At 63.0% G+C, this 17,775-nt stretch carries 14 protein-coding genes and 2 pseudogenes; 9 read left to right on the top strand and 7 right to left on the bottom strand.

Going from position 1 to position 17,775, the window contains the following annotated elements:
- The first annotated feature begins 90 nt into the window (after positions 1–90).
- The 4 genes from KY49_RS32700 (at position 91) to KY49_RS36615 (ending at position 5,525) form a co-directional block, all read left to right on the top strand.
- Positions 91–1,086 (top strand): alpha/beta hydrolase fold domain-containing protein, encoded by a 996-nt coding sequence (locus KY49_RS32700; protein ID WP_042588390.1) that lies wholly within the window; start codon positions 91–93, stop codon positions 1,084–1,086.
- A 394-nt stretch (positions 1,087–1,480) separates the two neighbouring features.
- On the top strand, positions 1,481–1,975 hold the full coding sequence (locus tag KY49_RS36620; protein ID WP_071738658.1) for a (2Fe-2S)-binding protein: 495 nt from the start codon (positions 1,481–1,483) through the stop codon (positions 1,973–1,975).
- A complete protein-coding gene (locus tag KY49_RS32695; protein WP_042588389.1) occupies positions 1,972–4,230 on the top strand; it encodes a xanthine dehydrogenase family protein molybdopterin-binding subunit in 2,259 nt (752 codons plus the stop codon). Before KY49_RS36620 ends, KY49_RS32695 begins: the two co-directional genes overlap by 4 nt.
- The gene (locus tag KY49_RS36615) at positions 4,227–5,525 is read left to right on the top strand and encodes a cytochrome c (RefSeq protein WP_231636610.1); all 1,299 of its coding nucleotides are present in this window, start codon (positions 4,227–4,229) and stop codon (positions 5,523–5,525) included. Before KY49_RS32695 ends, KY49_RS36615 begins: the two co-directional genes overlap by 4 nt.
- 93 nt (positions 5,526–5,618) lie before the next feature.
- On the opposite strand, the pseudogene KY49_RS36610 reads toward KY49_RS36615, so the two are convergent.
- Positions 5,619–5,936: pseudogene (locus KY49_RS36610) on the bottom strand (zinc-binding dehydrogenase); the annotation flags it as partial.
- A 271-nt stretch (positions 5,937–6,207) separates the two neighbouring features.
- Between KY49_RS36610 and KY49_RS32690 the strand changes: the two are divergent.
- On the top strand, positions 6,208–7,146 hold the full coding sequence (locus tag KY49_RS32690) for a S1C family serine protease (protein ID WP_042588388.1): 939 nt from the start codon (positions 6,208–6,210) through the stop codon (positions 7,144–7,146).
- 19 nt (positions 7,147–7,165) lie between these two features.
- On the top strand, positions 7,166–7,834 hold the full coding sequence (locus KY49_RS32685) for a helix-turn-helix transcriptional regulator (protein ID WP_042588387.1): 669 nt from the start codon (positions 7,166–7,168) through the stop codon (positions 7,832–7,834).
- Between the two features lie 159 nt (positions 7,835–7,993).
- Here the strand turns inward: KY49_RS32685 and KY49_RS32680 are convergent, their stop codons facing one another.
- From KY49_RS32680 to KY49_RS38355, 5 genes are all read right to left on the bottom strand, one after another.
- A complete protein-coding gene (locus KY49_RS32680; protein WP_197083629.1) occupies positions 7,994–9,382 on the bottom strand; it encodes a heme-binding protein in 1,389 nt (462 codons plus the stop codon).
- A 100-nt stretch (positions 9,383–9,482) separates the two neighbouring features.
- Complete coding sequence (locus KY49_RS32675) at positions 9,483–10,709, bottom strand: ferritin-like domain-containing protein (RefSeq protein ID WP_052495820.1); 1,227 nt, start codon at positions 10,707–10,709, stop codon at positions 9,483–9,485.
- Positions 10,706–12,556, bottom strand: coding sequence for a GMC family oxidoreductase (locus KY49_RS32670; RefSeq protein ID WP_042588386.1), 1,851 nt, complete (start codon positions 12,554–12,556; stop codon positions 10,706–10,708). Before KY49_RS32670 ends, KY49_RS32675 begins: the two co-directional genes overlap by 4 nt.
- Positions 12,557–12,677: 121 nt before the next feature.
- Positions 12,678–13,136: a hypothetical protein gene (locus KY49_RS32665; RefSeq protein WP_042588385.1), complete on the bottom strand. Its 459-nt coding sequence runs from the start codon at positions 13,134–13,136 to the stop codon at positions 12,678–12,680.
- A gap of 105 nt (positions 13,137–13,241) precedes the next feature.
- A complete protein-coding gene (locus KY49_RS38355; protein WP_177313300.1) occupies positions 13,242–13,667 on the bottom strand; it encodes a hypothetical protein in 426 nt (141 codons plus the stop codon).
- Here KY49_RS38355 and KY49_RS36605 point away from each other — a divergent pair.
- Both KY49_RS36605 and KY49_RS32660 read left to right on the top strand, forming a co-directional pair.
- Positions 13,595–13,753, top strand: a pseudogene (locus KY49_RS36605) (IS5/IS1182 family transposase); the annotation flags it as partial. The gene KY49_RS38355 and the pseudogene KY49_RS36605 sit on opposite strands and share 73 nt — an antisense overlap.
- Positions 13,754–14,175: 422 nt before the next feature.
- On the top strand, positions 14,176–15,807 hold the full coding sequence (locus tag KY49_RS32660; RefSeq protein ID WP_063840500.1) for a hypothetical protein: 1,632 nt from the start codon (positions 14,176–14,178) through the stop codon (positions 15,805–15,807).
- A gap of 74 nt (positions 15,808–15,881) precedes the next feature.
- On the opposite strand, the gene KY49_RS32655 is transcribed toward KY49_RS32660, so the two are convergent.
- On the bottom strand, positions 15,882–16,796 hold the full coding sequence (locus KY49_RS32655; RefSeq protein WP_010089825.1) for a glutaminase: 915 nt from the start codon (positions 16,794–16,796) through the stop codon (positions 15,882–15,884).
- 223 nt (positions 16,797–17,019) lie between these two features.
- Between KY49_RS32655 and KY49_RS32650 the strand changes: the two genes are divergently transcribed.
- Positions 17,020–17,730, top strand: a complete 711-nt coding sequence (locus tag KY49_RS32650) for a response regulator (protein WP_042588384.1) — start codon at positions 17,020–17,022, stop codon at positions 17,728–17,730.
- The last annotated feature ends 45 nt before the right edge of the window (positions 17,731–17,775 follow it).

Genomic DNA, 17,775 nt, shown 5'->3' with positions numbered 1-17,775 from the left:
CTCGCGCGTATCGCGATGACAATTTCGTGTGTCGACGGCCCTTCGCGGTCGCGATCGACACGCAACCCACCGTCATCGGATATCCGTCTCATGAACGATTTCGCGTCCGCCCGTCCGTCCGGGCAGCCCGCATTGCCATTGATCAGATCGGCCGATTCGTATCCCGTGCTCGATGCCGAAACGCAGTCGTTTCTCGATCATGCGGCCGAAGCGGCGTTTCCGGCCGAATGGTTGCCGGACCCGGTCGAAGGCGACGGTACGCACGCGACGCCGATCGAGGAAGCGGTGCTGCAGGCCAACGCGGCGGGCCCGGCATTCACGATACGCGTCGTGCGCCCGCGTCAGGCGCTGTCCGTTCCGTCGCCCGCCGTTTTGTATCTGCCGGGTGCTCGCGCGAGCGGCGGCTCGGGCGCGCAGCGCTGCCAGCGCGTCGCGCACCGGATCGCAACCGATGCGCGCGCAACCGTCGTGATCGTCGATTACACGCCCGCGCCGGCTGTGCGCTTTTCGACGCAGAACGCGCAAGCGCTCGCCGCGCTCGCGTATCTGCACGATCACGCGCGTGCATGGAATGTCGACGAGCACGCGCTCGTCGTCGCCGGCGACGGCACGGGCGGCAATCTCGCGGCATCGGTCGCGTTGCTCGCGAAGGTGCGACGCGGCCCGCGCATCGCGCTGCAGATCCTGCTGTGCCCGATCCTGTCCGCGGACGCGACGACCGCCTCGGCAACGACATACGCGGACGGCCCCGGCCTGACCGCGGAGGTGCTGCGGCGGCTCATGGACACACACGTCTCGGCCGAAGGCGTCGACGACGAGCTCGCGATGCCGCTCGATGCGAACTACACCGATCTGGAAGATCTGCCGCCTGCGCTGATCGTCACCGCCGAAAGCGACGTCGCGCGCGACGGCGGCGAAGCGTATGCGCGCAAGCTGATGCTCGCGGGCGTGCGCGTCAGCGCCGTGCGCTGCCTCGGGACGATTCACGATTTCACGGTGCTGGACGGTCTCGCGGAAACGCCGCCGACCGACGCTGCGCTGCGGCTGGTATGCGGCGCCGTGAGCGCGACGCGGCGCGGATACTGAATGGATTCCGCGTCAATCCGATGCTTTCGCGTGTTGCCGAATCGCGTTCACCGCGTCCGGCGTCAACCCGGGCGAGTTCAGAAACGTGTCGTGCGGTCAGTACGGCTCACCGGGTGTTGCTCGAGCATTGAGCATTGCCCATTCTGGTGCGCACGATGTGACGCATTGCACACGATTGCGCGTTATTTGAGCGGCCTCGCAGATTATGGTTTAACCATTCCCGGAACTACGGATCGGTTGATTAATTCAGGAATATTTCAGACTGGTTCAGGAGTTTTTCCATCGACTTCCGTAGTCTGTCCACGTCCACCTTGACCCAAACAAGTCGCGGCTCACGACCATAGTTCGAACTGATGCGTGATGGAGCGGATCCGCTGAACAAGGAAAATTCTCGATGGGAAAGCAAGCGTCATCACCGGACAAGAAAGCAATTTCGTCATGGCCGGTTACTTCGCTCGTGATCAACGGGCAGCACACCGAACTTCGCGTTCCTCCGGATATGCCGCTCCTATGGGCACTACGGGAGGTTGTCGGACTGTGTGGCACGAAGTTTGGCTGCGGTATCGGTCAGTGTGGCGCATGTACCGTCCATCTGAATGGCAATCCGGTGCGGTCGTGCCTTCTGCCAGTATCTGCCGTCAACGGACCCATCACCACGATTGAAGCAATCGGCGAAACCGATATCGGCAAGCGAGTCCAGGCTGCTTGGCTCAAGCTTGAGGTCGTTCAGTGCGGCTACTGCCAATCCGGGCAAATCATGTCGGCTACAGCGCTCCTGACGCGCAATCCACATCCCGACGACGCAGCCATCGATGCAGCCATGTCCGGGAATCTATGCCGGTGCTGCACCTACCCGCGCATTCGCGCAGCAATTAAGGCAGCCACATGAAAACGTACGGACCTGTCGACGAGACGACGCTGCCCGATGTTGCGCGCCGTCGATTCCTGACTGCAGGCGCATTGCTGGTCGGCTTTGCCATTGCTAAACCGGCGCGCGCGTTCACAATCGAGCCTGACCTCGCGGCCATCGGTGCCCTAGACGCAGCTGGTACAGGCTTCAACGGCTTCGTCCCAAGTGGCTTTATTCGCATTGGCGCGGACGGCCGCATCGTGCTCGTGGTGCCGAGCGTCGAGATGGGGCAGGGCATTGCTACCGGCGAAGCGATGATGCTAGCTGAGGAACTGGAAGTCGGACTCGACCAGGTAGAGGTTGCGATGGCGCCGGCTGATGCCCATGCCTATACTCAGTCGATTTTGAAGGCGCAGGCCACTGGCGGCTCGACATCTGTCCGGGCCTATTTCACTCCGTTGCGGAATGCAGGTGCTGCGGCACGCATGATGCTGGTCAGTGCCGCGGCGCAGCGGTGGCGCGTTCCTGCGACCGAATGCTCAGTGGCACGCGCGATCATTACGCACGTTCCGACGGGCCGTACGCTATCTTTCGGCGCTGTCGCGTCGGCCGCACGCCGGCAGCCAATGCCGACACATGTATCTCTGAAGCCGCCCTCACGCTTCACGCTGATCGGAAAGCCAGTCAAGCGTGTAGACACGCCAGCCAAGGTCAATGGAACTGCTACATTCGGCATTGATGTGCACGTCGAGGGTATGCGTGTAGCAGCTCTCACGATGTGCCCGACTATTGGCGGCAAGGTTCGTCATATCGACGATCATGCAGTGCGCTCGATGCCTGGCGTGGTCGATGTACTGCGAATCGACGATGCCGTCGCAGTAGTTGGCGAAAATTACTGGACCGCGCGCCGTGCGTTGAACCAGTTGAAGATCGAGTGGGATGCAGGTCCCAACGCTACGCTAACATCGAGCGAACTGGCGCGCCGGCTCCGCGATGCGCGTGGCTTACCCATTCTCGGCAAGCAAACAGGTGAACCGGAGCGCAAGCTGGACGAAGCGGGCGACCGCCGGATCGAAGCAGTCTATACGTTGCCGTACCTGGCACATGCCGCGCTTGAGCCCATCAACACGACGGTTCATGTACGACCTGATGGATGCGATATCTGGGTCGGTACGCAAGTGCCGCAAATCGCCCGCACCGTTGCGGCCGAGATTACGGGACTTTCTCCCGAACAGGTCGTCGTGCGCAATCACCTGATCGGTGGAGGTTTCGGACGCCGGCTGGCGGTTGATACGATTGAGCAAGCAGTGCGGTTTGCGCGGCAGGTAAGGTATCCGCTAAAGATGATCTGGACACGCGAACAGGATATCCAACACGATCGCTTTCGTCCGGCGTATCACGACACTATTGCAGCGGCGCTGGGCGCTGACGGCTTGCCGTTCGCGTGGATACACCGTACGAGATGCTCGACCGTCCGCACATACTACGATCGCAAACCGTGGCCGGAGGGGCAACTTGATCATGACGCAGTCGCGGGCGCCGCGGAGCTGCCTTATGAAATTCCAGCGATGCGTTCGGATTGGGTCCGGCAGGATGGACCTATAGCGTTGAACTGGTGGCGCGGGGTGGGCGAGACCCATAACGTATTTGTCGTCGAATCTTTTATTGACGAACTTGCGCACGCCGCAAAACGCGATCCGGTCGAATACCGCCGCGCGCTCTTGCGTCAAAACCCACGCTCGCTTGCAGTGCTCGATAAGGCGGCACAGGCAGCCGGTTGGGGCAAACCGCTGCCGCCGGGCTGCGGTCGCGGCGTCTCGCTGCACGACAGCTTCGGCTCGCACACCGCACTTATCGTCGAAATCCAGGTGGATCCGCAAGGCGAAATCCGACTGCGCCGAGCGACAGCGGCCATCGATTGCGGTATTGCCGTTAATCCCGACAGCGTCGCAGCACAGATTCAGGGCGGTGTCTTGTTCGGCCTCTCGGCCGCGCTCTACAACGAGATCACCATCGACAAAGGCGTCGTTCAGCAGACCAACTTCCACGATTACCGACAGATTCGCATGAACGAAGTGCCACCGTTCGAGGTAATTGTCGTGCCCAGCGAGGCGTCGCCGGGCGGCCTCGGCGAAGTTGGCACGGTCTCCGCAGCGCCGGCACTTGCCAATGCCGTTTTTGCTGCAACCGGAGTGCGCTTGCGCGATCTGCCGATTGAACGACAGGCGCTTGTGGTCAAGGGGGAAAGCCGACGTGCACCGACCATTTCGGCGTTCGGGGGGAGGGGCGCATGATGCTCCGTCAAAAGAAATGGGCAGCTGCAATCGCCGCAAGTACCGTTGTGTTGATTGGGGCGGTATCAATATTCTTCTGGCCGCACCGACTGGAGCAAGTCTCGCCAAGCAAAGCATTGCCGCAAGGCGAGTCATTGATTGCGCGTGGGCGTTACCTGGTTACGGCCTCGGATTGTGCCGCGTGCCATACGGTCCCCGGTGGTCGACCATTCGCGGGAGGTGCCAGCTTCAAGCTTCCATTCGGCACGATATTTGCCCCCAATATAACGCCCGATCGTGATTATGGTATCGGTGCGTGGAGCAATGCTGAATTCGTTCGGGCGCTACGAGAAGGTGTGGGGCGGCATGGCGAGGATCTCTATCCTGCCTTTCCATACACGTCGTATGCGAAGCTTTCGAACGATGATGCATTGGCGATCCGGGCATTTCTCGCAACGATCGAACCGGTTCATACATCGTCGCCATCGAATAACCTTGCATTTCCATTTGACCAGCGTCGTTTGATGCGCGGCTGGAAGCTGCTGTTCTTTGACAGGAAGACATTCACTGCTGATCCGGCACGCAGCGCGTCGTGGAATCGCGGCAACTATCTCGTGAATGGCCTCGCACATTGCGGCGAATGTCATACGCCGAGAAATTTTCTATTCGCGTCGAAGACGTCGGAGACATTGTCGGGTGGCATCGTGGATGGCTGGAAAGCCTGGAATATTACGCCAGACCCGGACACGGGAATCGGTAGATGGAGCGATTCTGATCTTGCCGATTACCTGTCGACAGGACATGCGACTGGGCACGGTGCCGCATCAGGTAGTATGCGAGAGGCGGTCGAACTGAGTTTTAGCCAGTTGCCGCGGCGTGACATCGAAGATATGGTGACCTACCTGCGCACGGTACCGCCACGACGCACCGATGCGGCAGCGACCGTCTCCGTTGCGTCACCGTCAATAGTTCAGTCGACGCGCTGGACTCCCGGGGCTGGCGGTGATGTTATCGGAAAGCGCGTGTTCGAAGCAGCATGCGCGAGCTGTCACGGCTACGACGGGACTGGACAGCAATCGAAGCGCGCAGGTCTCGTTGGCGCGCATGCGCTCAGCGACCCGGCGGGTGACAATCTCGTACGTTTGCTACTTGATGGCTCACGCAGCCGTGGTGATGATCCGGCAGCGGCAATGCCTGCGTTTGGCGCCGCATACAACGACGTCGAGATTGCAGCGGTGGCCAATTATGCGATCGCGCAGTTCAGCGGAAAAACGGGCCAGGTTACGCCAGAAAAGGTGGCCGCATCCCGCAACTGAGGCAGAAATAGCTCCGCGGCCGCCAATCGATAACGGCTCTGTAGTCGAGTGCACCGCAACGCTCCCGCGCAGTGCGCTCGACTCTTTACCCGTTTATTCGCGGCTTTCGGCATCCGTGGTCAGGATGATCTTGCCGACGTTCTCCGCCAATTCCATGCGCCGGTGCGCATCTGCAGCTCGCTCAAGCGGAAAAGTACTGTCCACGACGGGTTCCAGCTCCACACCGTTCGAGAAGTCGTCAAGCCAGTGCTCCCGGAATCGCCGCACCATTGCATGCTTTTCCGCTTGGGGACGCGATTTCATCACAGTACCGATGATTTGGAGATGCCGATACAGAATTGTCTCTAGTTCGACGCCGACTTCTCCGCCCCCACCGAGAATCCCAACCTTCACGAGTCGGCCTCCGTTCGCAGGTCATGCATCAAATATTGAAGTCTCATGAATTATATTCAACCGGCGAGGCGGGACGGGAAGCCGCGCCGCATCCGGGGCGTTACGGTCGCTCGCATGGCGCGAAGGCCATGAACAAGCGGCCAGACGCGCAGGCTACCCATCAGGGTGGTGCGCGTGCGTCGCGCGCCTGTCATCGTGAATCCACGCGTCTGCGCTTGCCTGCGCGTCGTCTCGGGCGGAGCGGCCGAGCGAGACATCGATTCACGCAGCACATGGCAGGAGTCGTCACATGGAAACCCCAACCCCCAGCGGAAATCCGTTGCAGGATCTTTCCGCCAACCTGGCGGCCATCGCCGAGCGCGTTGGCCAGAGTGTCGTCGCGGTGCACGGGCGGCACCGCTTTCCGTCCAGTGGAGTAATCTGGCAACCGGGCGTGGTGGTCACGGCCGCGCATACGCTCAGGTACGAAGAAGGCATTGAAGTCAGCCTGGCCGATGGCCGCACCGTGGCGGCCGTTCTCGCCGGACGGGATCCCGGCACCGACCTGGCCGTGCTGAGGATGGGCGACGTGGCGTCGAGCCCGGTCGAGACCGGCGACGCGCGTTCGCTCAAGGCCGGCCATCTGGTGCTCGCGGTGGCGCGCGTGGACCGGTTCGGCGCCAGCGCGGATTTCGGCGTCGTGGGCACGGCAGGCGGTCCATGGCGGACCTGGCGAGGCGGCCAGTTCGATGCTTTCGTGCGACTGGATGGCGGACTGCGCCCCGGTTTCTCCGGTGCAGCTTTGGCGGATATGCAGGGTCGCGTGATGGGGCTGTGCACGTCGGCGCTCGCGCCTGGCACGGGCATGCTGATTCCGGCCTCGACCGTGGCGCGCGTGTGCGACGAGTTGTCGAGAAAGGGGCGTGTCTCGCGCGGCTACCTTGGCGTGGGCACCCAGACGGTGAACCTGCCGCAGGCATGGGTGACGAAACTGAATCTGGCTTCCGGGCGCGGGCTGCTGGTGGTGTCGCTTGCGGCGGGCGGGCCTGCGGAGCAGGCCGGGGTGCTGATCGGAGACGTGCTGATCGAACTGGACGGCCAGCCGTGCCGCGACATGGACGACGTGCATGCCGCACTTGGCGGCGAGCGCATCGGACAGTCGTTGAAGATCGGGCTGATCCGCGGCGGCGAGCGCAGCGAGTGCACGGTCACGGTGGGCGAACGCCCGCAACGGAATTCATGCTGCTGAGAATCATGCAAGGCGTCGCATGCCGAATGCCGGGATGACACCGATGAGTCCGCTCAGGGTCGCCGTCGTCGCCGCCTCGTCGCAGGCGCGCGCAAGCCTGCAGGCGCTCGTCGATGCCACGCCGACGCTGGATTTCGCGGGAAGCGCGGCCGACGCCGCGGCGATAGCCGACCGCTTTGCCGGCGAATGGCCGGATGTGGTCCTGGTCGAGCTGGAGCCGCAGGCCGGCGACTGGCCGATGTCGGGAGCGGACCGTCATCCCGCGATGCCGGCGCTCGTCCTGCTCACGGACGACGCGGACGGCGACTGGATCCATGACGCGCTGGCGGGCGGCGCCACCGCGCTGCTGCCGCGCGGGGCGACGCCCGGCGAAATCACCGCCGCGATCGAGGCCGTGGCCGCGGGCCTTTGCGTGCTGTCCCCGGAGACCCTCGCCCGGCTGCTGGCGCAGCCCAAGGCGCCTCGCCAGACGGCATCCGCGACGCTGGTCGAAATGCTCACCCCACGCGAGATCGAAGTGCTGACGATGCTTGCCGAAGGGCTCGGCAACAAGGAGATCGCGCGCCAACTCGACATCTCGGACAACACGGTGAAGTTTCACCTGTCGTCCATTTTCGGCAAGCTCGGCGCGAGCAGCCGCACCGAGGCCGTCATGCAGGGGATGCGGCACGGTCTCATCATGGTCTAGCCTGGAAGCTGTTGAGAAATCGCGAATGAGGTCTGTTGACGTCTTCGAGAGGGTGTTGACTTCCTGACTTGATGGACGATGGAACGGTTACTTGCACGGCAGCCGGTCTCCGCTTGCGGGACGGAGACCGGACATGCGTGTCGTATCCTCGTCAGGAGGTCACGAAGACTTCTTGGTCAACGTGTTCACCGTCACATGAGGGAACGACACGGTATTGCCAGCCATCGGAATTTTCAGGGTGATGGTCTGGCTGTATTGCAGTTGGGTATAGCTGTTTCCCTGATCCAGGCTTTCCAGCCAATAGGTGAAGTCGTAGCCGGCGACGTTCGCGTGCTGCTGTTCGAAGCCGATATTGGTAACGGCTCCGTTTCCGTTGGCCGAGCTGACGTTCAATTTGATGTAAGCGTCCGGCTCTCGAATCTCAAGCGCGTCCACCAGCGCCTGGTTCGGGTTCAACGTGTATGCCGGATTCGGGTTCGACACCTGGCTCTGCGCGTAGTAAGGCGCGGTGTCAACACCCGTCGGCAGCACGGTCGCCGCCGGAATATCGGGGGCGCCGCTCCCATAGGTATAAGACCCGAGGGCAAGGACCGAATTGCCGTGCGGGACCGCCACCTGCTTGACGAGGTTGAACGCCTGCGTGGGCGGAACGCTGTTCGCGACGACTTGATTGCCCAGGCCCGGCAGGTTGCCGTTGCCGTACGGCCCGAGTTGCTGCGGCAGGTCGCCCAACAGCAGCAGCGAGCCGTTCTCGGCATGGACCAGCGCATCCTTATTCGGGCCTTCTGCGAAATAGACGCGCTGCGAGTAAAACACGGTATAGGCGACCTGTGCCCCGATGCCGCCGCGATTGAGAACCGGGCCGTGGATCGCGGTAAAGGTCAGTTCTTCGTAATAACTGGAGTTCTTGAGAATATAGTGCTGGGGCGAGGTGGGATCGACCTGCGGCAACGGCATCACATTGTACGAGAACGGCGCTTCGGGGCCGCCCTTGCCGGAGTTTCCGAGCTGCTGGTTGGTCCAGGTGCCGAGCAAATACTGCAGCGGCCCCAACAGGTTAGTGGCCGGGATGCCCGGCACCGTCTGCGGCGGATCGATGACCAGCGGCGCGGACAGGTCGGGAGCGGTGTTGGTGGGATAGATGTATACGGTAACGCTGCCTTCATTGTCAGTCAGGCCATTGCCGTGCGCGCCCGTCAGATCGTCATTGATGACGAGCTGCAGTGTGCCCTTTTGGCCTTGCGGGACTGGCGTGGGACCGTCGCTTATCAGGAACGGCGTACCCGATTCGCCGACGCGCCCGACCAGCGCACCCTCGAGCTGGCCGTCGTGGAGCGGATAGCTCGCAAATTCGTCGCCGTTGATCGGATAGCCTGGACACCCGTTGGCGTCGTAGTACTCGCCATGATTGGTCTGGGGATCTGCCGTCCACAATCCTTTTTGATAGGCGATGGTCACACCGACGCTGCCGTCGAGCGTGATCCCGGTCGACTGCCAGGATTGATTCGCTTGCACCGTGAATGCTGTCGCTGAAATGCTCTCTTGCATTTTTTCACCAGAAAGGAAAGTTAACGGCGTTGAATCGGGGATTCCCGGTCATGGAAGGCAGGTTCGCAGGCGTGCCGATCTCCTGTTCGAAGCAAGCCAGCTATCGCGTCGCCGAAGAAGACGGCGGAGCATACTCGAAGGTCGGCGCCGCATGCCGCCCTTGCGGGTCGTCGGGCAGCGGCGTGTTCACGAGCCGCTGGAACAGGTCTTTCAGCCTGAACATGTTGCCGATGCCTTGCTGCAGCAGCGCCGGTTCGCCGTTGAACGCGCGCTGGATGATGCGCAGAAAATCCCAGTAGGCGACGTTGAACGCCTCGGCGGTTGCGTAAATCTCAGGCGCGTGCAGGTAATCGGCAAGCTTGCTGTTCGGCTTGACCGGAATCGCGGCCCCCCAGTCCACCTCGAAGTGCGCGCCACGCGGGCCCGTCTCGACCGTATCGTTCCACTGATACTCGCGGCCCGCCAGCAGCTCGCTGAAGCGGAAGTAATGCGCGACCTCCGGAAAGCCCTTGAACTGTTCGCGATTGCCGGTCCAGATCGTGTCGCTGACGCCTTCGCCCTGCTCACGGATCGTCTGCAGCGCCAGCAGCGCAGAGACGATATCGGTTACCGCGAACGCTGCGCCGGCGCCGTCGTAGTAATAGTCCGCGGTGACTTGCCGGGACGGACGCCCGCTAAACACCAGTGCTTCACCATAGCGGTCGACCAGCGCGCGCAGTTTCGCTTCGACGCGTAGATAGAACTCGCCGATCGTCATCGCGCCGCTGGCGGGCCGCGCCGCGAACAGCACCTCGGGGCGGATCGCCGCCGGCCGCTCGATGGCGCAGCCTTGCTCGACCGCCTCGCGCGAAAAGCCGAACAGGCTGACGACGATGCCGTCGATGTCGAGCGGCAAAGGCGACGGATAGTCCGGCATGAACGACGCTTCGTCGGTGCGCGGTGTGCCGCCCAACGCGTTGATCACGTTGGCGACCAGCGTCAGGTGCAGCATTTCTTCCACCACCACCGAGCGCAGCACCTCGAGCGCCTGCCAGCTGCTCTTGGGCGCCAGCGTATACAGCGCGGTCAGATAGGGCGGAATGGTCGCATGCTCGAGCTTGAGCGCCTGCTGCAAATCGTTCAGCAGATCGGCGCGGTCGGCGGCGAAGGTGGTCGAACCGATCGCCTCGGCCAGTTCGCGGAAGCTCCGATCGAGCGTCGGAATGTTGGTATCGAGACCGGGCCGCGGTAACGCGGCCGGCAGATCGGCATGCTCGGCGTCGTAAGCGCTACGCACCTTCGCGCTCCTATAGTCGTCCAGCATGCGGACTTGTTCGAGCAGTTTCATGCGGTCACTCCGGTGATGGCCTGCGGGTACCGGCCGAGTGCCGTGTCGATCCGGTCCGCGGCGAGGCAGCTCAACGCGGCGGCGGTCAGCGTCGGATTGGACGTGCCGCTGGTGGTCATGCTGCCGCAGCCCACCAGGTACAGATTGCTGTGATCCCAACTGCACAGATCCGCGTTGACGACCGAGTCCTTCGGATGACTACCCATCCGGTGGCCGCCCATGTAATGGCCGGCGCCCTGGTAGTTGAAATGCGTGTGGCCGTAGTCGAAGCGGGGATGATCGTCGAAGAACTTCGTATGGTCTTCGATGCCGCACAAGCCGAATACGCGTTCGAGCACCTGGCTGGCCAGCGCGAAGCCGCCGCGCGTGTACTCGCTGATGTCGTAGTGAATCACCGGACGGTGGTTGCCGAGCACGTCGCGATAGCGGTTGTCGATCGTCACGGTGTTGCTCGGTTCCGGCAATTGCTCGACGAGGAACGACAGGTGAACCTGGCGGGTGATGCGATCGATCAGCGCACGCTGCAGATCGCGTCCCCACAGCGCGTCCTTGTCGATGAATTCCTGCACATCGGCGCCCGGCGCGCCGGTCGGCCATGCCCATCCGTCGTTGCCGATCTCGATGCGAAACGAAGCGTTGCGGTTGCGGAAGCTGCCCCAGCGCAGCCCTTCGATGCCGGAGGTCGCAAGCGGCCCGCGGAACGGCCAGACCTGGTTCGGCAACAGCCCCCAGCTCAGGAAGACCGGATGGTCCATCAAGCCAACGCCGACGAGGCCGCTACTGCGCGCGGCGCCCGAGGCGAGCAGCAGTTTCGCATTCTCGACCGGCGCCGCGCACAGCGCCACCACGTCGCCCCGTGCAACGTAGGTCTGATGCTGCGGATCGTCGGGCTTCGCATAGCTCTGCACGCGCACGCCGGTGATGCGGCTGGTATCCGGGTCGATCAGCAGCTCGCTGGCGACGCATTGCGTGACGAGTGTCACCAAGTCGCCCGGGCTCGCCACCAGCGTCTTCATTGCGTTGTACTTGGCCTGAATCGGGCAGATCGGCACGCAGCTGCTATTGCCCATACATCGATGGCCGACCGCCCGCGAGCTGACGGAGCCAACGGGCTGGTAGCCCTTACCGCCGTCATAGGCCTGATTCGGCACACCGTTGCGCGCGGCCGGCGTTGACGTCACGTCGAGTGGATGCAGGTCGCCGTTGACCTCATAGGTGTGGCCTCGCAGCGAAGCGGCCATCGCCTGGTCGACGACGCTCTGCGGCAGCCCATGCATCGGGTACACGTAGCCGTGCGGGAAGAACTGGCCATGATAGGCCTGCTCTTCGACATTCGCCGCCACTCCAATCTCGCGTTCCGCCTCTTCGTAGTAGCGCGAAAAAGTCTCGTATTGCAGCGGCCAGTCCTGCGCGACGTTATAGAGCGAACGCATACGGAAGTCGTCAGGCAGCATGCGCAGCGACGTACCCAGCCAGTGCAGCGTGGTACCGCCGGTATAGCGCGTGTAAGAGCTACGGTAGGGGTGCGGGCCGCGCTGCACGAAATAGCCGTCGGCGGCCGGGTCGCCGGGGCCTGTAATTGTGGTCTGCAGCTCAGTCGGCTGCGGCGCGTTCGGGTTGTTCGGATAAGGCGCTTGGGGAATCTTGATCGATGCCTGGTAGAAGGTCTCCAGAAACTGGGTGTAGTGCGTGAAGTTCAGGCCCGAGCCGGTACCCGCCTCGAGCAACAGTACGCGGCGGCCGTGCTCGGCCAGACGCTTTGCAAGAATCGCCCCGGAAACGCCCGCGCCGACGATCACGGCGTCGTAGCGGCGCGCCAGTGCAGTTTGAGCAGCTTCGATCTTCATCTGAATCCCCGGTTTGGAGGCACGCTGTACCTGGTGACAGACACGCGGCGGTATTTGCGGCGACGTGCACCGTAAGGTGTGTTGCTGCGCACGTGCTGGCGTGCACAGCGGCGACGCGGTGTCAGCGTAACGGCGACGGGAACGGCGGCCGGGACCAGGAATCCCAGCCCTGTTGCTTTGCGGCGCCCGGATGGGCGCCGATCAGCGGCCAAACCAGCGCCTCTTGGTACGCGCGCGATGAAATCACGCGGTCCGTGTCGCCGGGCGGCGCGCTCCACGTGCCGGTGTACCACGCGTACATCAGTTTGCGGGTGAGCGGGCCATCCTCGGGATCGGCGAGCAGCGCTGCGACTTTTTGCGCCTTGCCCGGGCCGTCCGGTGGCAGTGCAGCAAGGCGCTCGCTCCACGCATCGAAGCGTCGTTGGCCAAGCTGTTTCATGAAGAAGTCGCAGAGCTCCGGGCCGATGCCGGTACCCAGCAGCGTGATCGACGAGAACTCGAGGATTCTGGAACTGCCTTTCAGGAAAACCGAAAGGCGCCGTGCATGGCTATCGGGCGAGTCGATATGGTCGGAACTCATGTTTTGCCTGCCCCCGAAGTGACATGGAATGGAAATGAACACCGGCGCAATTTCATCGGCTTTTTCAGCAAGGTTGAATCAGCTCTTTGCGCCGGCTGCGACCATTTATTCAAAAAACATTCTGTTTGTCGCTGGCCCGACTCTCAATGCAATTGAGATGCGAAGTAAATTCGCACCTATCAAGACGGATAGGTATCGCCAACCGCCGCGTGGTCGTTGGCCCGGATCAATCATCTTCCGCCCTCGCGGATCGATAAGGGATACCGATAAAATAGGGGAATTTTGCATTTCATTTTTGTCGGCGCACAGGCTTTTGTCAAGCAACATGAGAAGCTGGGCCGGTGGATCAAGTCGCTTGTGCCGGTATCTGAAAATATGAAATTGAAATTGTAAGTGTAATAATTCAAACAATAAAAACCGTGCCAAATAGTGGGAGAAATAAGTTCTGGCACTATAAAATCGCCTGGAATCTGATTGCGCAAGAGATGGGTTGCGGCTCAGGTACGGCTTGCCGGTGGCGGCTGGTTGCATGGGAAGATCCGACGGGCCGGCGCAAGCTTGGCAGCAAGCACCACCTCATTGTTGACGCGCAAGGCATCCCGTTCGCGTGCTCCTTGATTTGCCGGAGCCAACTCAAGTCATCATCTGATTGGTTTCGCAATAGCGCCTTAGGGTCTGTTTACATACGGAACGCGCATGCGTTGCCACGAGAACGGCCGCTCGCGAGGCGCGCGACGCCGCGAATACTGGACGTATCGCCAAGGAGCGCAACGCGGCGAGCGGCCGTTCTCGTGGCAACCCCAAATTGAAAAACCATTCCAGGGGAATGCCCGAAATCGCCCGTATGGCGGCGTCGCGCGTCGCTTGTTTGGCTCGGCCAAACGGCGCTCCGTACTCCTTGCCCTCCGAGCGATTTCGGGCATTCGCATGCGCGTTCCGTATGTAAACAGACCCTAGGGTTTCCGAGCGTGTTGGCGGTTACCGGCGTTGACTAGAAACAAAAGAGTCTCGTCACACCCTTCGCCCTGCGGAGGAGGTCATGATGAATCACAAGCAGCGAATCAGCGCATGCGTGCTCGCGATCCTCGCAGCCGCTCCCGTGCTCGCCCAGCACGAAGACCACGTCGCTGGGCAGCCGCAGGGCGGGAAGTTCGGCACGGTGAAGTTCCCGACTTCATGCAGCGCGGCGGCACAAGTCCAGTTCGAGCAGGCATTGGCGATGCTGCATTCGTTCTTTTACCCTGCGACGCTCAAGGCGTTCGAGGCCGCGATCAAGACCGATTCGCAATGTGCGATCGCGTATTGGGGCCTTGCGATGGCCCAGCCTCCCAATCCGCTGGTTCCGCCTTTCGACGAGGCGGCGCTCAAGCGCGGATCGGATGCGGTGGAGAAAGGCCTCGCGCTGGGCCCCAAGACCGAACGGGAGCGTGACTGGCTGCTCGCGGCCGAGGCGTTTTACAAAGATTACGACAAGGTCCCCCAAAGTCAGCGCACGTCGGCATACGAGCACGCCATGGCGCGCTTGACGCAGAAATATCCCGGCGATTCGGAGGCCGCGATCTTCTACGCGCTCGCACTCGACGAGGCCGCGCCGCCCAGCGACAAAACGTACGCCAATCAACTCAAGGCGGCGGCGATCCTGGAGAAGATCTACCGTGAGCAGCCCGACCATCCCGGTATTGCGCATTACCTGATCCACAGCTACGACTATTCACCGCTCGCGCAGCGTGGATTGCCGTTCGCCGACAAATACGCGCAGATCGCGCCGGCCGCGCCGCACGCCGTGCATATGCCTTCGCACATCTACTCGATGCTCGGCATGTGGGCCGCGTCCGTCAAATCGAACGAAGCGGCGCTGAAGGTGATGCGCGAAGAAGCCGCCAGGAGCTGGCCGGGCGCCACCCACCCGTCGGCGCCCCATTCATGGGACTTCATGGAGTATGCGTATCTGCAGCTGGGCCAGGACGCGCGCGCAAGGCAGGTCCGCGACGACGCCGATGCCGCCACGAAATTTCCGTTCGACCGACTGGTGACCTATACCGGGCTGGAAGCCGTCCCGGCACGCTATGCGCTCGAGCGCGGCGCCTGGCAAGAAGCGGCTGCGCTGGAGCCGCGCGGCAGCCGCTGGCCGCAGGCCGAGGCAATCACGTACTTTGCCCGCGCGCTGGGCTGTGCTCGCGGCGGCAAGGCGGACATGGCGCAGACGAACATCGACATGCTCACGCAGTTGCGCGCGAAACTCGAACAGTCGGGCCAGCCTTACTGGGCCGAGCAGGTCCAGGTTCAGATCCTGGCCGCTTCCGCGTGGCTGGCTCATGCCCAGGGCAAGGATGAAGACGCGCTGAAGCAGATGCGCGCCGCGGCCGACTTGGAGGACGGGAGTGAGAAGAATGTTGCGATGGAGAACCGGCTTTACCCGATGCGCGAACAACTGGGCGAGATGTTGCTCGATCTGAAGCGGCCTGCCGATGCATTGAAGGAATATGAAGCATCGATGCAGGCGACTCCCAACCGCTTGCGCGGCCTGTATGGTGCGGCGACGGCGGCGGATCTGGCGCAGGATAGACAGAAGGCGAAGCTTTACTACGGAAAGCTCGTTGTGCTCACGCGAGACGCGGACACCGCTCGGCCGGAGGTGCGTCAGGCGAAGCTGTATCTTGATCAGCATTGAGGTGATCGGTGCTGACCGATGCACATTGGAAGCTGCCGAAGGGCGAATTCTCCGTTGCGCTTGACTTCCGCACTTCAAAAAATCGACCGCCCCGAATAAGTCGTCAACCATTCCAAAGCCCTGGTCCCCGCGAGCGAGTTCCCGTTCGCGTCCAGCCCCGGCGCCCACACGCACACGGCCATCTCGCCGGGCAGCACCGCGACGATGCCGCCGCCGACGCCGCTCTTCGCGGGCAGGCCGACCCGGTACACGAAGTCGCCAGCCGCGTCGTAGGTGCCGCAGGTCAGCATCAGCGCGGACAGCCGCTTCGCGGAACTCGAATCGACGATCCGTTCGCCCGTGACCGGCGCGACGCCGCCGTTCGCGAGGAACAGCGCCGCGCGCGCGAGCTCGACGCAGTTCATCTCGATCGCGCACTGGCGGCAGTACGCGTCGACGACCGTCTCGGGCGGCATCTGCATGTTGCCGAAGCTCGCCATGAAGTGCGCCATCGCGCGGTTGCGCTCGGCGTGCTGCAGTTCCGACAGCGCGACGCGCGAATCGTAGTCGATGTCGGCCGCGCCGATCAGCCGCCGCACGAATTCGACGAGCGCGGTCTCGGCCTTCACGAAGCGGCGGCACAGCACGTCGGTGACGACGAGCGCGCCCGCGTTGATGAACGGATTGCGCGGCTTGCCGCGCTCGGTCTCGAGCTGGACGAGCGAGTTGAACGCGTTGCCCGACGGTTCGCGCCCGACCCGGTCCCACAGCGCGTCGCCGAGCAACTGGAACGCGAGCGTGCACGCGAACAGCTTCGAGATGCTCTGGATCGAGAAGCGCTCGCGCGCGTCGCCGACCGTGTAAACGTTTCCGTCGAGCGTCACGACCGCCATCCCGAACTTGTCGGCGGGCACCTTCGCGAGTTCGGGGATGTAGTCGGCGACGCGGCCCTGGCCGATCCAGGGGGCGAGTTCGGTATGGATGCGTTCGAGAATCGGTTGGTAATTCATGGCGTGAGGCGAGGGCGGCGCGGCGCCCGGATTGCGGCGAGCCCGTATGGAACCGTTTCGGCGCGAATTCGTCAAGCGCCATGCGCCGCCGGCCGGCCTTTGCGCCCTCATTTTTCGAGATAAGAAGATGCGCATCCGGCAGGCGCAGTATCATGCGGTACGTTTCGGCTGCCGAACCTTGTCCGTTCCTGCGCCGCTTCCCTGTTGAACCGATTGTGTGCCCATGTCTTTCCGGATCCTGCTCGTCGAAGACGACACTCGCCTCTCCACGCTGATCGCCGGCTATCTGCGCAAGAACGACTATGAAGTCGACACCGTGCTGCACGGTGATGCCGCGGTGCCGGCGATCCTGTCCATCCGCCCGGATCTCGTCATCCTCGACGTGAACCTGCCGGGCAAGGACGGCTTCGAGATCTGCCGCGAGGCGCGCAAGCAGTACGACGGCGTCATCATCATGGTGACCGCGCGCGACGAGCCGTTCGACGAGCTGCTCGGCCTCGAAATCGGCGCGGACGACTACGTGCACAAGCCGGTGGAACCGCGCATCCTGCTCGCGCGGATCAAGGCGCAGCTGCGCCGCACGCCGGCGCGCGCGGCCGACAGCTCGGCCCCGCAGCCGGAGCGCTATACGTTCGGCAAGTTCTCGATCGACCGCACCGGCCGCACCGTCATGCTGCCGGACGGCAGCGCGCCGGACCTGACGTCGGCCGAGTTCGACCTGCTGTGGGCGCTCGTCTGCCACGCGGGCGAGGTCGTCAGCCGCGACGACCTGATGCTGCAGCTGCGCGGCGTCGAATTCGACGGCCTCGATCGTACGATCGACGGGCGCATCTCGAAGCTGCGCCGCAAGCTGCGCGACGACGCGAGCAACCCGCAGCGGATCAAGACGATCCGCAGCAAGGGCTACCAGTTCAGCAAGCATGCGTGGGACTGACGCCGCGCGGGCATGCGCGGCTGCCCATCCGGCGCGGGCCGGCCG

It is taken from the genome of Burkholderia sp. MSHR3999 (assembly GCF_000833595.1).
Lineage (GTDB): Bacteria > Pseudomonadota > Gammaproteobacteria > Burkholderiales > Burkholderiaceae > Burkholderia > Burkholderia ubonensis.
This window is presented reverse-complemented; position numbering and strand designations above follow the sequence as displayed.

What these genes read in the sequence shown, in the direction of transcription:
- KY49_RS32700 (WP_042588390.1), top strand. Translation starts at nt 91, where the DNA reads ATGAACGATTTCGCGTCCGCCCGTCCGTCCGGGCAGCCCGCATTGCCA.
- KY49_RS32670 (WP_042588386.1), bottom strand. Translation starts at nt 12,556, where the DNA reads ATGAAGATCGAAGCTGCTCAAACTGCACTGGCGCGCCGCTACGACGCC.
- KY49_RS32665 (WP_042588385.1), bottom strand. Translation starts at nt 13,136, where the DNA reads ATGAGTTCCGACCATATCGACTCGCCCGATAGCCATGCACGGCGCCTT.
- KY49_RS32660 (WP_063840500.1), top strand. Translation starts at nt 14,176, where the DNA reads ATGATGAATCACAAGCAGCGAATCAGCGCATGCGTGCTCGCGATCCTC.
- KY49_RS32655 (WP_010089825.1), bottom strand. Translation starts at nt 16,796, where the DNA reads ATGAATTACCAACCGATTCTCGAACGCATCCATACCGAACTCGCCCCC.
- KY49_RS32650 (WP_042588384.1), top strand. Translation starts at nt 17,020, where the DNA reads ATGTCTTTCCGGATCCTGCTCGTCGAAGACGACACTCGCCTCTCCACG.
- KY49_RS32690 (WP_042588388.1), top strand. Translation starts at nt 6,208, where the DNA reads ATGGAAACCCCAACCCCCAGCGGAAATCCGTTGCAGGATCTTTCCGCC.
- KY49_RS38355 (WP_177313300.1), bottom strand. Translation starts at nt 13,667, where the DNA reads ATGCAACCAGCCGCCACCGGCAAGCCGTACCTGAGCCGCAACCCATCT.
- KY49_RS36620 (WP_071738658.1), top strand. Translation starts at nt 1,481, where the DNA reads ATGGGAAAGCAAGCGTCATCACCGGACAAGAAAGCAATTTCGTCATGG.
- KY49_RS32685 (WP_042588387.1), top strand. Translation starts at nt 7,166, where the DNA reads ATGCCGAATGCCGGGATGACACCGATGAGTCCGCTCAGGGTCGCCGTC.
- KY49_RS32695 (WP_042588389.1), top strand. Translation starts at nt 1,972, where the DNA reads ATGAAAACGTACGGACCTGTCGACGAGACGACGCTGCCCGATGTTGCG.
- KY49_RS36615 (WP_231636610.1), top strand. Translation starts at nt 4,227, where the DNA reads ATGATGCTCCGTCAAAAGAAATGGGCAGCTGCAATCGCCGCAAGTACC.
- KY49_RS32675 (WP_052495820.1), bottom strand. Translation starts at nt 10,709, where the DNA reads ATGAAACTGCTCGAACAAGTCCGCATGCTGGACGACTATAGGAGCGCG.
- KY49_RS32680 (WP_197083629.1), bottom strand. Translation starts at nt 9,382, where the DNA reads ATGCAAGAGAGCATTTCAGCGACAGCATTCACGGTGCAAGCGAATCAA.